The sequence below is a fragment of the Solimicrobium silvestre genome, assembly GCF_002976435.1.
Taxonomy (GTDB): Bacteria; Pseudomonadota; Gammaproteobacteria; order Burkholderiales; family Burkholderiaceae_D; genus Solimicrobium; species Solimicrobium silvestre.
This window is the reverse complement of the sequence record NZ_PUGF01000009.1, coordinates 32798-50449: the sequence shown is the minus strand read 5'-3', so window position 1 is coordinate 50449 and position 17652 is coordinate 32798. Positions and strand designations below refer to the sequence as shown.

Annotated in this window: 16 protein-coding genes; 8 read left to right on the top strand and 8 right to left on the bottom strand. The window is 45.1% G+C overall.

From position 1 onward, the window contains the following. Nucleotides 1-106 precede the first annotated feature (106 nt). The 3 genes from guaA to guaB all read right to left on the bottom strand — a co-directional run bounded on the left by guaA (nucleotide 107) and on the right by guaB (nucleotide 4289). Nucleotides 107-1687, bottom strand: coding sequence for a glutamine-hydrolyzing GMP synthase (gene guaA / locus S2091_RS10660; RefSeq protein WP_105531802.1), 1581 nt, complete (start codon nucleotides 1685-1687; stop codon nucleotides 107-109). 68 nt (nucleotides 1688-1755) lie between these two features. Beyond that, nucleotides 1756-2784, bottom strand: a complete 1029-nt coding sequence (locus S2091_RS10655) for a sensor domain-containing diguanylate cyclase (protein WP_105531801.1) — start codon at nucleotides 2782-2784, stop codon at nucleotides 1756-1758. 44 nt (nucleotides 2785-2828) lie between these two features. Then, nucleotides 2829-4289: an IMP dehydrogenase gene (gene guaB, locus S2091_RS10650; protein WP_105531800.1), complete on the bottom strand. Its 1461-nt coding sequence runs from the start codon at nucleotides 4287-4289 to the stop codon at nucleotides 2829-2831. A gap of 196 nt (nucleotides 4290-4485) precedes the next feature. On the opposite strand from guaB, the gene S2091_RS10645 reads away from it, so the two are divergent. Beyond that, the gene (locus S2091_RS10645) at nucleotides 4486-4986 is read left to right on the top strand and encodes a DUF4124 domain-containing protein (RefSeq protein ID WP_105531799.1); all 501 of its coding nucleotides are present in this window, start codon (nucleotides 4486-4488) and stop codon (nucleotides 4984-4986) included. A gap of 16 nt (nucleotides 4987-5002) precedes the next feature. Here the strand turns inward: S2091_RS10645 and S2091_RS10640 are convergent, their stop codons facing one another. Both S2091_RS10640 and S2091_RS10635 read right to left on the bottom strand, forming a co-directional pair. Continuing rightward, nucleotides 5003-5284: an RnfH family protein gene (locus S2091_RS10640; protein WP_105531798.1), complete on the bottom strand. Its 282-nt coding sequence runs from the start codon at nucleotides 5282-5284 to the stop codon at nucleotides 5003-5005. Beyond that, nucleotides 5274-5708 (bottom strand): type II toxin-antitoxin system RatA family toxin, encoded by a 435-nt coding sequence (locus S2091_RS10635; protein WP_105531797.1) that lies wholly within the window; start codon nucleotides 5706-5708, stop codon nucleotides 5274-5276. The genes S2091_RS10640 and S2091_RS10635 overlap by 11 nt, the downstream gene beginning before the upstream one ends. A 69-nt stretch (nucleotides 5709-5777) precedes the next feature. Here S2091_RS10635 and smpB point away from each other — a divergent pair, with 69 nt between their 5' ends. Further along, nucleotides 5778-6227 (top strand): SsrA-binding protein SmpB, encoded by a 450-nt coding sequence (gene smpB / locus S2091_RS10630; RefSeq protein ID WP_105531796.1) that lies wholly within the window; start codon nucleotides 5778-5780, stop codon nucleotides 6225-6227. A gap of 48 nt (nucleotides 6228-6275) precedes the next feature. Here the strand turns inward: smpB and clpB are convergent, their stop codons facing one another. Beyond that, nucleotides 6276-8861 carry an ATP-dependent chaperone ClpB gene (gene clpB / locus S2091_RS10625; RefSeq protein WP_105531795.1) on the bottom strand — a complete coding sequence of 862 codons (2586 nt, stop codon included), beginning with the start codon at nucleotides 8859-8861 and terminating at the stop codon, nucleotides 6276-6278. A 160-nt stretch (nucleotides 8862-9021) separates the two neighbouring features. On the opposite strand from clpB, the gene S2091_RS10620 reads away from it, so the two are divergent. After that, nucleotides 9022-10554 carry a tetratricopeptide repeat protein gene (locus S2091_RS10620; protein WP_105531794.1) on the top strand — a complete coding sequence of 511 codons (1533 nt, stop codon included), beginning with the start codon at nucleotides 9022-9024 and terminating at the stop codon, nucleotides 10552-10554. A gap of 1 nt (nucleotide 10555) precedes the next feature. On the opposite strand, the gene S2091_RS10615 is transcribed toward S2091_RS10620, so the two are convergent. Next, entirely contained in the window at nucleotides 10556-12211 is a 1656-nt protein-coding gene (locus tag S2091_RS10615) for a sulfatase-like hydrolase/transferase (RefSeq protein WP_105531793.1), read from the bottom strand. Between the two features lie 106 nt (nucleotides 12212-12317). On the opposite strand from S2091_RS10615, the gene S2091_RS10610 reads away from it, so the two are divergent. Further along, nucleotides 12318-13118 (top strand): DODA-type extradiol aromatic ring-opening family dioxygenase, encoded by an 801-nt coding sequence (locus tag S2091_RS10610; RefSeq protein WP_105531924.1) that lies wholly within the window; start codon nucleotides 12318-12320, stop codon nucleotides 13116-13118. A 404-nt stretch (nucleotides 13119-13522) separates the two neighbouring features. On the opposite strand, the gene S2091_RS24280 is transcribed toward S2091_RS10610, so the two are convergent. Next, entirely contained in the window at nucleotides 13523-13750 is a 228-nt protein-coding gene (locus tag S2091_RS24280; protein ID WP_207769680.1) for a hypothetical protein, read from the bottom strand. 183 nt (nucleotides 13751-13933) lie between these two features. Between S2091_RS24280 and prpR the strand changes: the two genes are divergently transcribed. From prpR to S2091_RS10585, 4 genes are all read left to right on the top strand, one after another. Further along, nucleotides 13934-15550, top strand: coding sequence for a propionate catabolism operon regulatory protein PrpR (gene prpR / locus S2091_RS10600; RefSeq protein WP_105531923.1), 1617 nt, complete (start codon nucleotides 13934-13936; stop codon nucleotides 15548-15550). Between the two features lie 123 nt (nucleotides 15551-15673). Beyond that, on the top strand, nucleotides 15674-16063 hold the full coding sequence (locus S2091_RS10595; protein WP_105531792.1) for a response regulator transcription factor: 390 nt from the start codon (nucleotides 15674-15676) through the stop codon (nucleotides 16061-16063). Nucleotides 16064-16068: 5 nt separating this feature from the next. Next, a complete protein-coding gene (locus tag S2091_RS10590; RefSeq protein WP_105531791.1) occupies nucleotides 16069-16680 on the top strand; it encodes a chemotaxis protein CheC in 612 nt (203 codons plus the stop codon). After that, nucleotides 16677-17639, top strand: a complete 963-nt coding sequence (locus S2091_RS10585; protein ID WP_105531790.1) for a sensor domain-containing diguanylate cyclase — start codon at nucleotides 16677-16679, stop codon at nucleotides 17637-17639. The genes S2091_RS10590 and S2091_RS10585 overlap by 4 nt, the downstream gene beginning before the upstream one ends. Nucleotides 17640-17652: the final 13 nt, after the last annotated feature.

Sequence of the window (17652 nt, the reverse complement as noted above, 5' to 3'; positions counted from 1 at the left end):
TTGCCACTGCTAGAAAACGCCAGATCAAATAGCAAAAAAGCCCGCAATCATGCGGGCTTCAGCGTGTTTATGTACTTCTAATTGCGAGTCAATGCTTGACGTTCTATCATTCCCACTCAATCGTCGCAGGTGGCTTACCGGAAATATCATACACAACGCGGTTAATACCACGTACTTCATTGATAATACGGTTCGACACTTTACCTAGCAATTCATGCGGCAAATGTGCCCACTGTGCAGTCATGAAATCCAATGTTTGAACCGCACGCAATGCCACGACATACTCATAAGTGCGACCATCGCCCATCACACCGACGGATTTCACCGGCAAAAATACGGCAAAAGCCTGGCTGGTCGCCTGATACCAATTTTGATCCGTACCTTCGACTGGCGTATTGCGCAATTCTTCAATGAAGATAGCATCCGCACGGCGCAGCAAATCAGCAAAATCCTGTTTAACTTCGCCTAAAATACGCACGCCCAAACCCGGACCAGGGAAAGGATGGCGATATACCATCGCCTCAGGCAAACCTAATGCCACACCTAATTTGCGCACTTCATCTTTAAATAACTCACGCAATGGCTCGAGCAATTTCAAATGCAAGGTTTCCGGCAAACCGCCCACGTTGTGGTGGCTCTTGATCGTGTGACCTTTTTTGCCTTTACCGGCACTTTCAATCACATCTGGATAAATAGTGCCTTGCGCTAACCATTTAGCATTTTTAATTTTGGCTGATTCAACCTGGAAAACTTCAACGAATTCACGACCGATGATTTTACGCTTTTGCTCAGGATCAGAAACACCGGCCAAATGCCCCATAAATTGTTGAGCCGCATCAATCCGAATAACTTTAACGCCTAAGTTTTCCGCAAACATTTCCATGACCATTTTGCCTTCATCCAAACGCAACAGGCCATGATCAACAAAAACGCAGGTCAACTGATTACCAATCGCACGATGAATTAAGGCCGCCGCAACGCTACTATCTACGCCGCCCGACAAACCTAAAATTACATCGTCCGAACCAACTTGAGCGCGAATTGCAGCAACCGCTTCGCTAATGTAATCCGGCATATTCCAGTCAGATTTACAGCCGCAAATTTCATGCACAAAACGACCTAATAAAGCTGCGCCTTGCACGGTGTGAGTTACTTCCGGATGGAATTGCACCGCGTAAAAACGGCGCTCTTCGTCTGCCATACCAGCGATAGGACAATTATCGGTGGATGCCATCAATTTAAAACCGACCGGCATACTATTTACTTTGTCGCCATGACTCATCCATACTTTGAGCATGCCATGACCTTCCGCTGTCGTGAAATCAGCGATGTCTTTTAATAAGTTGGTATGGCCACGGGCGCGTACTTCTGCATAGCCAAATTCACGTACCGTGCCGTTTTCTACCTGGCCGCCCAATTGAGCTGCCATGGTTTGCATTCCGTAGCAAATACCTAAAACTGGAACACCTAATTCAAAAACTGCTTGCGGAGCGCGTGGCGTTTCATCTTCAGTAACGCTATTTGGGCCACCAGACAAGATAATTCCTGCTGCACCATAGTTGCGAATAAATTCATCGCTCACATCATAGGGATAGACTTCAGAAAATACACCCGCATCACGAACGCGGCGTGCGATTAATTGAGTAACCTGTGAACCAAAATCAAGGATCAGAATTTTTGAATGCATGAAAGTAAATAAGCTAAATAAATGTTAAAAATAAAGTAAATGCGGAAGGAGGAGCTTTTAGAGCTTTGTTACGATCCAACCGGCACAGCATGAATTACCGAGTTATTACCGACCTTTTTCGCAGAGTGCAACGCTTGCTCAACCTGGCTCATTAATTCATCTGGACTCGCCGTAGTAAACACATCGGTTGAAACCGTGCCAACACAAACCGTAACATCTCTCGTTTTGTCATTAATAACTTCTGGATGCGCTAGCACAGTACTGCGAATTCGCTCCGTAATCGCTTGAATCACCACATGTGATGCGCCTGGCAAAACCACTAAAAATTCTTCTGTTCCATAACGCCCTAAAGCATCGAATGGGCGTATGCATGAACGCATCCGGCTAACCATTTTTATTAAAATGGCTTCAGAAGCATGTAGGCCGAATTCATTCTTCAAGTCAGCGTAATTATCAACACTAACCATGGCGAGTGACATTGGTTTAGCCGCAGCCCGACAGCGGATAACTTCAATTTCAAGTGAACGGACAATGGCCCCGCGATTCCAGGTGCCAAACATCGGATCTATCATGCTGTCGCGCCGCAACGAACGATTTTGTCTGACCATGTCATCGTGCGCGGCTTGCATAGAATCAAACTGCAATTCCTGCTCGACCAAGCCAGATAAATCATTGAGTAAAAACGTATCTTCTTCCTGATATTGACGTGCGACATAATCAATCAGGAAAATAGCGCCAACCACCGCGTTATTGTCGACTATCGGTTGCGACGCATAAAACCGAATATAAGGGGCGCCAACCACCCATGGATTGGTCGCCGTCTTTGGGTCTAAACGCGCATCATTAACAATCACAGGATCATGTGGGAAAGATAAAGAATCACAGAAGGCCGCCTCCAATGCAGCCATCGAGCGCTCACCCTTACCAAACCGAGCTGACACTTGTCCAAAACTAACAATACAATTTGCCACCCCAAATAAGCGTATCGCAATTCTTTCAATGCGAAGAATCCGATCTTCCTGAGGTGAAATTGCAAATGAAGCCACTCCCGTATTTGCTTCCTGATTAACAGCCGAAGTGCCAACAGGTGTCTTCATACGCGCTCCAGGGTTAGAAATACGGTTTAGCAAAATTAAGGTAATTACTCAGCGCGGTAGTTAGGTGCTTCTTTAGTAATTTGCACATCATGGACATGCGATTCACGCATACCAGCTGAAGTAATTTCAACAAATTCAGCCTTGTTATGTAAATCTTCAATCGTTGCGCAGCCACAGTAACCCATCGACTGCTTCACGCCGCCAACCAGTTGGAACAAGATGGCTAAAACGCTGCCTTTGTAAGCAACCCGACCTTCAATTCCTTCAGGTACCATTTTTTCTGTACTGGCATCGGCTTCCTGGAAGTAGCGATCTGCTGAGCCTGCCGCCATTGCGCCTAAACTACCCATGCCGCGATACGATTTATAGCTACGGCCTTGGAATAAAATCACTTCACCTGGCGCTTCTTCAGTACCGGCAAACATGCTACCCATCATGACAGTTGAAGCGCCAGCGGCCAATGCTTTAGAAACATCACCAGAATAACGCACGCCGCCATCGGCAATACATGGAACACCAGTGCCTTTTAAGGCATTTGCCACATTTGAAATGGCAGAAATTTGCGGCACACCAACACCGGCAACAATCCGGGTGGTGCAAATAGAACCAGGACCAATACCGACTTTAACGCCGTCAGCACCATGCTCGACCATTGCCAAGGCGGCCGCTGCGGTAGCAATATTGCCGCCAATAACGTCAACTTGCGGATAATTGGTTTTAATCCAGCGAATGCGATCCAACACACCTTTGGAATGTCCGTGCGCAGTATCAACTACCAACACGTCAACACCAGCTTTGACTAATAAATCAATCCGCTCGTCATTGTCAGGTCCAACGCCAACCGCAGCGCCAACTCGTAATTTTCCGTGAGTATCTTTAGAGGCAAACGGATGTTCAGTTGATTTTTGAATATCTTTTACTGTAATCAAGCCATGTAATTCAAAACCGGCATTAACAACCAACACGCGCTCTAAGCGGTGTTTGTTCATCAAGCGTTTCGCTTCTACTACGTCAGCATTTTCATCAACGTAGACTAATTTTTCACGCGGGGTCATTTTGTCGCGTACTTTGGCATCCAGTTCGCGCTCAAAGCGTAAATCACGGTTGGTAATAATGCCAACTACGACTTTGCCTTCCACAACCGGAAAACCGCTAATACCGTGTTGCTGCGAAAGCGCAATCACGTCACGAATTTTCATGTCGGGAGGAATAGTGATCGGATCACGTAACACACCGGATTCAAAACGTTTTACTTTAGCAACTTCGCTAGCTTGTTCTTTAGCAGTAAAATTTTTATGAATAATACCAATGCCACCCTCTTGCGCCATGGCAATAGCCAAGCGCGCTTCGGTAACGGTGTCCATTGCAGCGGACAACAAAGGTATGTTTAAAGTGATATTGCGTGTCAAACGCGTAGCAAGTGAAGTCTCTTTTGGGAGAATGTCTGAATAAGCTGGGACTAACAACACATCATCGAAAGTGAGTGCTTTTTGAAGGAGACGCATAGTATTTCCTATAGGCGCAAAACCGAATTATACAGAAAACCAATCGCACCGTCTTATTGCTTAAAAGATTTTTTAATTATTTTAAAAAAAAATTCAAATATGAAGGCTAAAGCGAAACTTAATTGACAGAAACGACAAAGCATGTCGAAATTGATGCTTTATCGCTGTTTAATCATTCTGTTTACAAGTGAATATTATGAAATTATCAATTCGTCACACGCTGATCGTTCTGGCCACCCTCGCCACAATCAGCACATCGGCATTAGCTCAGTATGTATGGTTAGATGAAAAAGGGAACAAACAATTTTCCGATCAACCACCACCAGCCTCTGTTCCTAAAAACAAGATTTTAAAGTTTTCGGGGAAAATAATCGACAATCAAGACTCATCGACTGATGCAGACAACAGCAAAGCTGGCACTACAAAGCCAGCCGATAGTTTGGCAGACAAAGAACTTGCGTTCAAAAAACGGCGTGATGAATTAGCCGCAAAAGAAAAAAAGGACGCCGATGAAGCCAAGGCCTCCGCTGCAAAAAGTGACAATTGCAAACGCATGCGCGAGTACAAGCAAAGCCTGGATTCGGGTCAACGGATAAGCCAAATGGATGCTACTGGTCAAAAAAGCTACATGACTGACGAAAAACGGGCGCAAGAGCAAACTCAACTTAGCCAAAACTTGAGTGATTGCGGCAACTAAAGATAGGGGTGAACTACTATTTTTTATTCGCCCTTCGATGTCGCGCCACCATTGGGTCGACTTGTAAAGGGCGATAAATTTCTACCCGGTCATGCTCCTTCAATACCGTATCCAGATTTTTAATCTTAGAATAAATTCCCACTTTCAACTGATTAATATCTATCCCAGGAATTTCATCCAATATGCCACTCAACGCAACGACTTGTTGAATGGTTGTTCCTGGCACTACGCTCAGCGTGCGAAGAAATTGTAATTGCGGTGTTATAAAGCACACCTGCACGGAGATATCACTTCCCATAAACACTTTCAGCCCTGCTACAAAACGCATCGACAAAGCTATTCGCTATTTTACTGAACACGGGGCCGATCAAATGCTCTAAAATCTTGCTGGAAAATTCGTAATGCAAGTCAAATTCAATTTTGCAGGCATTTTCGCGTAGCGCTTTAAAGTGCCAAGTACCATCCAAATGCTTAAATGGCCCGGAAATTAGCTTCATTTTCATTAAGGTAGGCGCAGAATTAGTGTTTTCTGTGGTAAAACTCTGATGCACTCCGTGAAAATTAATATTCAAGGTGGCGACTAAGCCCGTTTCACACCGTTGTAGTACTTGGACGCCACCGCACCAAGGCAAAAAGTGTGGATATTCTTCCACACCATCAACTAAAGCGAACATTTGTTCGGCGCTATATCCGACGAGAACTGATTTTTGCACTACTGCCATTTTTTATAAACCATATGTATGTGGATGAGGCTTTTCCTCTGATCCGAAATTTTACCTGACTTACCCGCTATGAGTATTGCTGATAATAAAAAAGCCTTTCACGATTATTTTATCGAAGAACAATTTGAAGCTGGTGTCGTTTTGCAAGGCTGGGAAGTCAAAGCAATCCGCGCTGGTCGCGTTCAGCTTAAAGAAGCCTATGTGATCGTCAAGAATGACGAGATTTTTCTGTTCGGTGCACATATAGGCGCGCTCCCGACCGCATCAACCCACATTAGCCCCGAAGCTCTACGCACCCGCAAGCTATTACTGAACAAATCAGAAATAAATAAGCTGGTGATCAAAGTTGAACGCGCTGGATACACCTTGGTGCCCGTCAATATGCACTTTAAAGGTGGCAGAATTAAGCTGCAAATCGGGCTTGCAAAGGGAAAGAAACAGTATGACAAGCGCGATACAGAAAAAGATCGCGATTGGCAACGTGAGCAGCAACAAATGATGAAAATTCATCGCCGATAAAAAAACGCTGCAGTAACTTACTGCAGCGTTTTTAATTTACATCAGCGTTTACTCAAACGCTATCTGGCCCTCTTTCACCAGCACATGCACCGTTTGTTTTGGTGCGTAGCGACCTTCCAAAATCAATTTGGACAAAGGGTTTTCGATCATTTGTTGAATGGCGCGTTTTAATGGCCTTGCACCATAAACCGGATCAAAACCCGCTTCGGCAATTTTCAATAACGCTTCATTATTAATTTCAAAGCCGATTTCCAGCTTTGCCAAGCGCCCTTGCAAAATACCCAGCTGGATTTTGGCAATAGAACCGATATTTTTAGCATCCAATGCGTGGAACACCACAATTTCATCAATCCGATTAATGAATTCAGGTCGGAAATGTTCTCGCACTTCAGCCATTACCGCCATTTTCACTAACGATGGTTCGCTTTCTTCCATCGCTTGAATGCGATGTGAACCCAGATTCGACGTCATCACAATGACGGTGTTTTTAAAGTCAACGGTACGTCCCTGCCCGTCTGTCATCCGGCCATCATCAAGCACTTGCAACAACACGTTGAATACATCGTGATGCGCCTTCTCTACTTCATCAAGCAAAATCACTGAATACGGCTTGCGTCGAACCGCTTCCGTCAGGTAACCGCCCTCTTCGTAGCCGACATAGCCCGGAGGCGCGCCGATTAAACGTGCCACGGAATGTTTTTCCATGAATTCGCTCATGTCGATGCGGATTAAGGCATCTTCACTATCAAACAAGAAGCCTGCCAACGCTTTGCATAACTCGGTTTTGCCGACGCCTGTTGGGCCTAAAAACAGGAAAGAGCCATATGGACGGGTGGTGTCGCTTAAACCTGCGCGAGAGCGACGAATCGCGTCAGAAACTGCCACAACAGCTTCATCTTGACCAACCAAACGTTGATGTAAGCGCTGTTCCATTTGCAGTAGTTTTTCACGCTCACCTGTCATCATCCTTGAAACAGGAATCCCAGTGGCGCGTGAAACTACTTCAGCAATCTCTTCAGCTCCGACTTGAGTGCGTAATAAACGCAGTTTCGGTGTTTTGCCATCGGCCTTTGCTTCACCTTTATCAATCTGCTTTTGCTGCGCCTCTAATTCAGGCAAACGACCGTACTGCAACTCAGACATGGCTTGCCAATCACCTTTGCGGCGGGCTTCTTCCATTTGCAAACGGGCTTTTTCAATCTCTTCTTTAATTAGCGTGCTACCTTGCACCGATGCTTTTTCCGCTTTCCAGATTTCTTCTAAATCGGCATATTCACGTTCCAGCTTAACAATTTCTTCGTCTAACAAGAGCAAGCGTTTTTTTGATCCGTCATCTTTCTCTTTTTTGATCGCCTCACGTTCAATTTTGAGTTGTATCGTGCGTCGATCAAGCTTATCCATCACCTCTGGGCGCGAATCAATTTCAATTTTAATTTTGGCGGCCGCTTCATCTATTAAATCAATCGCTTTATCAGGTAAAAACCGGTCAGTAATATAGCGATGTGATAATTCAGCCGCCGCAATAATTGCGGGATCCGTAATATCTACGCCATGATGCACTTCGTATTTTTCTTGCAAGCCCCGTAAAATCGCAATCGTCGCTTCTACGCTCGGCTCATCAACTAGCACTTTTTGAAAACGCCGTTCTAAGGCCGCATCTTTTTCCACATACTTACGGTATTCGTCTAAAGTCGTCGCGCCGACGCAATGCAATTCGCCACGCGCCAGTGCCGGCTTCAGCATGTTGCCAGCATCGATGGCACCTTCGGCTTTCCCTGCGCCGACCATCGTGTGCAATTCGTCAATGAACACAATCGTTTGCCCTTCGTCCAAGGCAATTTCCTTCAGCACCGATTTCAGGCGCTCTTCAAATTCACCGCGGTATTTGGCGCCAGCTAACAAAGAAGCCATATCCAGTGATAAAACTCGTTTTGACTTTAAGCTGTCGGGCACTTCACCGTTCACAATTCGTTGTGCCAAGCCCTCTACAATCGCGGTTTTTCCTACGCCTGGCTCACCGATTAGCACTGGGTTATTTTTACTACGGCGCTGCAAGATTTGAATAGTGCGACGAATTTCATCATCGCGCCCAATCACCGGATCTAATTTGCCTTTACGCGCCAATGCGGTTAAATCAACCGTGTATTTCTTCAACGCCTCGCGCTGGCCTTCAGCTTCTGGCGCATCCACTGCTGCACCGCCGCGCACGGCTTCTATCGCCGCTTTCATCGCGGTTTTATTTAAACCATGCTGGCGTGCCAATTGACCCGCTTCGGATTTATCGTCACAAAATGTGAGCAACACGATTTCTGACGCTAAAAACTGGTCACCGCGCTGCTGGGATTCTTTTTCAGCCAAATTAAATAAGGCAGATGATTCACGGCTCAATTGCACTTCACCGCCATGGCCTGAGATTTTGGCAAAACGCCCTAAAGCCGCATTCAGAGAGGTAGTTAATGCCGCCACGTTGACGCCAGCGCGTTGCAATATGGAGCTGGCCGACATATCATCATCGTCCAGCAAAGCCAGCAAAATATGCACGGGCTCGATATAAGCGTTGTCATGCCGCACAGCTAAACTTTGTGCATTAGCTAAAGCGGCTTGTAATTTTGTGGTCAGTTTGTCAAAACGCATGAAATTCCCCTAAACGATGTTGTCGATACTTGCCCTAGATTAGGTGTGTTTTTTATTTTGCAAGCGATTAACTTGATTCTAGGGGTGTTCAAATTAAATAGGATGATTAACATCAAATTTACATCAGTGACTCAAAAATAATCGCGCCACTTCCCAAATTATGAACATAAAAACAATAAATTCAATTCCAGAACTGTTGCAACACGCAGTCAAACTGCACCAACAGGGTGAGTTAGCGAGTGCGAAAAATCGGTATCAACAAATTTTGCAGATTAATCCGCATCAGTTTGAAGCGTTGCATTTTTTAGGTGTCATTGCCAAGCAAACCGGAAATCCCCTTGAAGCAATTTCATTAATATCAGCTGCCATTAACACGGTAACCACTGCCCTTAATGCCAACCACGCTAGTGCATTTTGTAATTTGGGGACGGCATTTCAAGATTGCGGGCAAACAGAACAAGCGCTTAAAAACTATCAACAGGCCATTCTTCTTAAGCCGGACTACTCCATTGCGCACAACAACCTAGGCAATACATTTAAAAATTGCGGCAAATTGGAGGCCGCCATTCACAGTTATGAAAACGCTCTGCATTACCACCCCAATTATCCAGATGCATACTACAACTGCGGCACGACTTACCAGCTTCAGCAACAATATACTAAGGCGCTAAATTGTTTTGAGCGTGCGATACAGCTAAAAACTAATTATCCAGCAGCCTATTTTGCGCGTGGTGTTGCATTTCAAAGTTTGTACGACTATGAATCAGCTCTCGTCAGCTATGATCAGGCGATTACACTGCAACCTGATTATAGTGAAGCATATTTAAATCGCGGGATAACACTCAACAAACTGCAACAATTTCAAGCAGCATTAGACAATTTTGAGCTAGCCATTCACTACCAGAAAAACTACGCCAAAGCGCATCATTACCGAGCTAATACGTTACGGCAGCTGATGCGTATCGAAGATGCGATTGAAGCGTATCAATGCGCATTGGAGCTTGGGGCTGACTCTCAGCAAATTACTTTTGCATTAGCGGCCCTTGGCGTCGGTGCTCCGCCATCTGCGCCACCGACCACCTATGTAAAAGAACTATTTGATCACTATGCAGAGCATTTCGATGTGCATTTAGTCGATGTTTTAAAATACGAAATGCCGCAAATAGTGGCCACCGCAATTGAAAAATATCGCATGCGAGATCAGCTTGATAGTTTAGATTTAGGATGTGGCACCGGGCTGTGTGGATCGTATTTACGTCCTTATTCTCGAACACTAACCGGCGTTGATTTATCGCAAAAAATGCTAGATAAGGCCAGTCAACTTAAGCATTATGACCAGTTAATTTGTACTGAAATAACTGAATTTTTAAGTGAAAAAATCGATAATTTCGATTTGGTTTGTGCTGCGGATGTACTGGTATATATCGGCGATTTATCTGGCGTGTTTAGCAGGGTTCATCAAGCTTTACGATCCGGTGGTTTATTTTGCTTTTCAGTTGAGGAAGCGGCGGAAGAAATTCAAGGCCATGACTTCATACTAAAAGCAACGAATCGTTATGCACATACAGAACAATATATTCGCCATTTAGCTAATCTATACGACTTTAAAATTCACGAAATTACCCAACAAGTTGCCCGGCAAGAAAATCAAAAAAATAGTAGCGCACTAGTTACGTTATTGAGCCGAGCTTAACCTATGGCTTAAGTAAAGAACAGGCATTGGGTTTATTATAAGAACCACCCAATTCAACTGGAGCCAGAATTTCCGGGGGCAAATTAGTGACAATCGCCTCATCTCCCACCCCAGCTAACGCCAGAAAAATTTTAGCTACATCAGCGTGAGCAATCATAGGTTCTTTCATTAACTGGCTTAAAATTTCTGTCGGCTTGCCTGTTTTCTGCATCGCTGAATTCCACAAAACAAATGACGTTGTGGTGCCATCCCTGAGCGTTGCTCTTGGCCCTAAATGGGTAGTCACACCATTATGATCACTAGGTAAATTTTCCCCATGGTCACTGCTATAAATTAAAAAAGAAGGTGCTTCGCTGGCATCTAGCAAAGCAGCTAAATCATTAATTACTTTAGCCGTATATTCCTCGGTTCGCTCATAGCGCAGATCAACTAAATCCTCATAAGAAAGCCCAGTTGGTTCTGCTGCAAATTGAGAGACCGGATAACGATCCTGATAGTCAAAGTGACTGCCATGCATGTGCAAAGCCATCGCATATGGAATACGTGATTGAGTACCATGATTAAGGATCGGGGCAGCAAAAGTTTTTGCGATAGGAACCAGTTGTTCATCGTATGAATCACTGACTGATGCGGAATGAGTGATTGTCCAATAATAATCATGGCCATGTTCGGTAAAAACGGACTTATCTTGATTGCTAATCCAAGCCGTTTTATAACCAGCAGCTTTTAATACCGCAAGCACCGATGGTGCTGTGCCAGATTCTGCATACTGACGTGGTGCTAAACCGGTCAACAACATCGGTACCGAACCAGCAGTACCATTGGCACCGGCGCAGGTGGTTGGCAGCCATACGCCTAAATGATTTTCAACGCGCTCATTGAGCGCTTTGGTCCAAGGGCCGCGTTGTTTTTGAGCTGGGCCTATACCGCCAGCTCTCATACTTTCGCCAATCACAAAAATGGCTAACCTTACATCCTTAGCCATCCGTGGAGCTACTGCCTTACGCCGTTCTGGAGCAACAGTCATAATATCGCCATACATAATCTGATCAACGCCTTCCCAGAGCAACCTAGTTGTCGTTCCTAATGTCGAAAAACTGGGATCAGAGGCAATAAATAACACGGGCAAATGCACGCCCGTTGCATTAGTCATAAACGAAATAAAAAACGGTGCAAGAGCTAGCACAAAAAGTACTTTACGACATTCTTGTGAAGCATCATTTAATACATGACTCTTTCGTGCTCGGAACATGAGCACGATACTCGCAATCAAAAGCAGGCTGCAAGCCACTGCAAACAGCAAAAAATTCGGCGTATTGATTGCCAATAGTGCAGCGCCACTAGCCTCTTGAGGCGAAGTTGAAATAGCTGCAACGGCGGCTTCCCATCCTGGACCTATACCATTGAGTGCAGCATAAGCTATCCACCAAAGTAAAACCGGTAGCAGAAGCAGACAGAGCCATTGAACTGCAATGAATAGCACTGGCGGTAAAATTGCCGGGAATAAACAAGCTGCCGCAGCCCAAAGTAGTGTTTGCCACGTACGTCCATTTCCATGTGAGCGCCATAACGCCAGGATAGTGGGTAAAAACAGCACTAACCAAAATAAAATACGTGCTATAGCACCGTTATTTTTTAATGTTTTGAATTTAAACACATTCCGCCTGATTTTTATAAAAGAAAACTCGGTACACTTTTTTTATTTACAATCATACTTATATATTGCACTCAAGCAAGCCATTATTACCAAAACCGAGCATAAAATGACCACTCTTCCTACCTACTTCATCTCGCACGGCGGCGGTCCTTGGCCATTCATGAAAACTGAATACGGACAAACTTACGCTAAATTAGAAGCCACCTTACAAGACATGCCACGTCAGCTTGGCGTAACGCCGAAAGCAATTTTAGTTATATCCGCTCATTGGGAAGAAGCTGAATTTACCGTGCAAGCCAACGCTACGCCCGGCATGATATATGACTATTCCGGCTTTCCTGAACACACCTACCACATCAGCTACCCTGCACCAGGCTCTCCCGAACTGGCTAAGCAAGTACAAGCATTGATTGAACAAGCGGGCTTTGCAGCCAAGTTAGATTTACAGCGTGGTTTTGATCATGGTACTTACTCGGCGCTCTTCCCTATTTATCCCAACGCCGATATTCCAATTGTGCAGCTGTCGTTAAAAGCACATTTAGATCCAGCCAGCCACATCGCGCTTGGCCGCGCCTTAGCACCATTGCGTCAACAGGGAATACTGATTATCGGCAGCGGCTTGAGTTACCATAATCTGCGTCAGTTTGGGCCCTCCGGATATGCTGCATCGCGTGAATTTGACGATTGGTTGCAAGACACATTAATTCAATCGGACTCGATTAGACGGGTCGAAAAGCTATTAGCATGGAGCCAGGCTCCATCAGCTCGTGCCGCCCATCCGCGTGAAGAGCATTTGCTGCCTTTAATGGTGGCGCTGGGTGCTGCGCAAGAAGACGTTGCTAGCTGTGTTTATCATGAAAATACGTTTATGGGTGGTCTGACAGTGTCTAGTTTTCGGTTTGGATAAATCAATGCAAGAAATACCATTCGATCACATTTCACGATTAAGGAAGCAAACTACTACCCTTGTTAGCGATCGTTTAAAATCAGATTTTTCGACATTATATAAATAATGCCCGATGTAAAATAACGGCTATATTGAGCAATACTAAAACGTATGCTACGGGTATGCTAAATCACAAATACTAATGTTGATTTTCACCTGTAGTCGGAAATATTGCCCGAGTATCGGCACCAATTACAACTCCCCGCACATCTGAAGCAAGACTCCCTGTTTGCAACCACTCTAACGGAATGTTCCACAGACTTTGCTCAAAACGGCTGTGAAAAAAAGCGAAATGACCAATCGCTTGTTGCGCAATCGATTCCGTGAAATGCGTAAATGTGTTGCAGGACTATTCCGAAAATAGCCTAACAAGCGCTCGATAGCGGACGTGAGCCGCCGATACCACGATAATCGTAGGTGATCACATCAAAACCGTTTTGGAATAAAAATGCAGCAAAGCAGAAGTAGTATTGACACCGCACCGATGTGGCAGGATTAATGATCGCGATCGGCCGGGCTTCTATCGGCTCTGAATGCCGCCATTCAAACCCGTTGATTGGATAGCCATCCGCCGCGTGAATTTTCAATGACACTGGAGCGCTGTTAAGTTAACTCTTGTTCATCTCTTTTAGATTTGACTGCTGGGCCGTTTTATTGGAAAAATGATAACCATAGATGGCTAACATGGTTATTTCAACGGATGTATTGCATAATTCGTTTCATTGAAACAGTTGAAACGCGGCGAAACTGCGTGGAACATTTTTTTAAAAACCCTCATGCGCCCCACTTCACCTCGCTCTGACCAATTCGACAAACCCGTTATCTGGACGGTATCCATCTCACGGCTATTCGATCTGTTTCGCGACATCATGCTGGAATACGCTGATGATGCTCACATCGAACCCATTCATCTCGGCTTTGAAGATGCTGTCAAAGTGCTCCGTGAACGGATGCAAACTGAGCGTTGCGACGCGATTATTGCCGCAGGGTCCAATGCCGCTTACCTAAAAAGCCGGCTACCGGTTCCCGTTATTATCGCCAAAGCGAGCGGCTTTGATGTGATGCAAGCATTAGCCCGTGCGCGCAAAATTAGCGCGGCGATTGGCATTATTACCTATCAACAAACCATGCCGGAACTGGCTGAATTTAAAACCACTTTCGGCTTTGACATCGCGCAGCGAACTTACAGTACCGAAGAAGATGCGCGCGCCCAGATTAATGAACTTAAAGCCGACGGAATTAAAGCCATCGTCGGAGCAGGTTTAGTGTCTGATTTGGCCGAAGAAGCGGGTTTAGCCGGAATATTTTTATATTCATCCAACTCAATCCGGCAAGCGTTTAACGATGCATTAGAAATCGCTAAATTTTCACGCTTGGAAGCTGGCCCGAGCTTGGCTAACCGCGACACATTACGAGCCCGACATGGGGTAGAAGCCTTACGCGGCGAATCTGAACTCATGCAACAGGTACGGCAAAACATTACGCTTTTTGCACGTTCAAATGCCAGCGTGTTAATTCAAGGCGCAACCGGTAGTGGTAAAGAGCTTGCCGCGCAAGCTACGCACCAAGCCAGCAGCCGCGCACGAGCACCTTTTGTAGCGGTAAATTGCGGAGCAATTGCCGAGTCTTTATTAGAAGCTGAGTTATTTGGTTACCAAGACAGCGCCTTTACTGGCGCACGGCGCGGCGGCCATGCGGGGCTAATTGAAACTGCGCAACGCGGCACACTTTTTTTGGACGAGATCGGCGAAATGCCGCTTACCTTACAAACCCGCTTGCTGCGTGTTTTAGAAGAACGCCAAGTGGTACGGGTAGGCGCAACTCGGCCGATTCCGGTAGATATCCGCATTATCAGTGCCACGCATTGTGATTTACTGGAAAAAATGGAATTAGGACAATTTCGACGTGATTTATATTACCGTTTAGCGGTATTGCAGCTGCGTTTACCTACTCTCTCAGCACGCTTGGAGGATTTGCTGAATCTGACCGAATGGTGTTTGAAAAATGCCTTGGCGAACCTGGGTGTAAAGCCGCATGCCAATCTGAGTGCGGAGGTGATTGCCTGCAGATCATTATTGGAAAGTTATGACTGGCCGGGTAATGTAAGGGAATTACGTAATGTGTGTGAACGGCTTGCCCTGTTTTTGTTGGCAGAACCACTACAGGCGCTCACACCACGGTTATTAATGCTGGCCATGCCGGAACTCAATACAAAATTACCACCACAACTTAGCCATCATTCCAATCATCAACAGCCTGAAGCCGATGCTGAACCTGACTTAAGCCGACAAAACTTAACTAACATTTTGCACAGCTTTAAAGGAAATCGCGCTGCGGCGGCAGCTCATTTAGGCATAAGTCGTACTACTCTTTGGCGCAAAATGAAGGAATGAAAGCGAGTATAAAATTTAAATACTCCTAGAAAATTGCCACAAAATAGACAATACTTTACCGAGGAAGCGCCGCCATGTGCTCCATTCTCCATTTCGTTAGTATTTAACTATTTTAGGTATTCTATGACGACCGAAACTAGCGATTTATTTTCATTGTTAATTGTTGATGACAGTCGAGTTTCACGGATGATGATTCGTGCTTTTGTACTGGACAAAAACCCAACATGGCAAATCACGGAAGCAAGCTCGGGCGATGAAGCAATGAAGTTAGTTGAGCAACATCGCTTTGATTTCTGCACAATGGACATCAACATGCCCGGCACACTTGGCACCGTCGCGACAGAACAAATTTTACTCAAATATCCACACATGCGAATTGCGGTTTTTTCAGCCAATATTCAAGAATGCCTGCGCACCCACGCAGCGAAACTTGGCGCCCGTTTTGTGGCAAAACCGGTTACTGAAAAATCCGTAGAGCAGGCAATCACGTTCTTTAAAAACGCTGACGGATAACCCAGGTGGATAAACTCACCGATCTGCAACTTGATGCACTTTCCGAAGTTTTTAATATCGGAGCCGGTCGCGCAGCTGCTTCGCTGAGCGAGATTGTTAATGAAGAAGTTAAACTTTCGGTTCCCGCCGTAGAAATTTGTAAAAGTGCGGATTTAAATGCTAAAGCATTATCCTTAGAGCAAACTCAATTCGGTGTTGTAAAGCAACAATTTAGCGGCACCTTTCAAGCGGAAGCCTCTCTATTACTAACAGAAGAGAACGCATTAGAAATTTTGCGCGACATGCTCGGTTCACAAATAAGCATTGAAGAATTAGCCGAATTTGAGCAAGAAGCGATGTGCGAATTAGGCAATATTATTTTGAATGCCTGCTTATCGGCTATGGCGGATATGCTAGATATCCAATTAGAAAGCTCACTGCCCACTTACAACATCTATAGTTCTGATGAAGTCATCAGCGACATTATCGAAACGCAAGATCATGGCTACGTCATGATTTTACACATCGACTTGGAAATTGAACGCCGCCAAATCAATGGCCGCTTGATTTTTTTATTTAGCTCATCGTCTTTAAGTATGCTACGCAGCAAAATAGATAATTTTTTGCAAAATATATGACAAAAGAGAACGTGCCGGCCATTCAGTTTGATTGGGCACAACTATTTGAAGCGCTCAATATAGGATTAATCCTGGTCGATGAACAAGGATGTGTATTACTTTGGAATGAATGGATTACCAAACATAGCGGAATACATAGCGATACGGTGATAAATAAAGCGCTCATCAACGCCTTTCCCGAGCCGCTAGCCGGTTCATTTATCGCAGCGATTAACCGAGCATTAAGCACAAAATTACCGGTGGTTTTATCCAATGCCTTACACAAATTTCCTTTGCCGCTATTTAACTTAAATGGTTCCGGCGAGCGTATCTCTCAATCGATTATTCTTAGCCCACTCAAAAACTTGCATGACCAAGGTAAGTTAATGTGCTTAATTCAGGTCAACGATTCGAGCACCTCCATTAAACGCGAGCAAATGCTGCGCGATCACTCTGAAACACATAAGAAAGACGCGACGACTGATCCATTAACCGGTATTTATAACCGTCGTTTTTTTGATGCTCACTACAAACTAGAAATAAGCCAGGCGCAACGCCAAAAAACAACCTTGTCACTCATCATGCTGGATATTGATTATTTCAAAAATTACAATGATCATTACGGACATCCGGCTGGTGACGCTGCCATTATCGCGGTTGCTAACTGCATCAAAAACAAACTGCAACGCAGCTCAGATATGGCAGCACGCTATGGCGGCGAAGAATTTATTGTTTTACTCCCCAACTCCACCTCTACCGCCGCACAATTATTCGCGGAAATCATACGGCAAGCTGTCTTTGATTTAAAAATACCGCACCTGAGCTCACTCACGGCGAAGCACCTCTCCGTCAGTATTGGCGTCTCAAGCTGCCCGCCAGGCATGATTGTCGACGCCGACACCTTCCTCAAAAATACTGACCTGGCTTTGTATGCAGCAAAACAAAAAGGCCGGAATCAAGTCCAATATCTGCCGCTTTAATCGCTAGCATAAT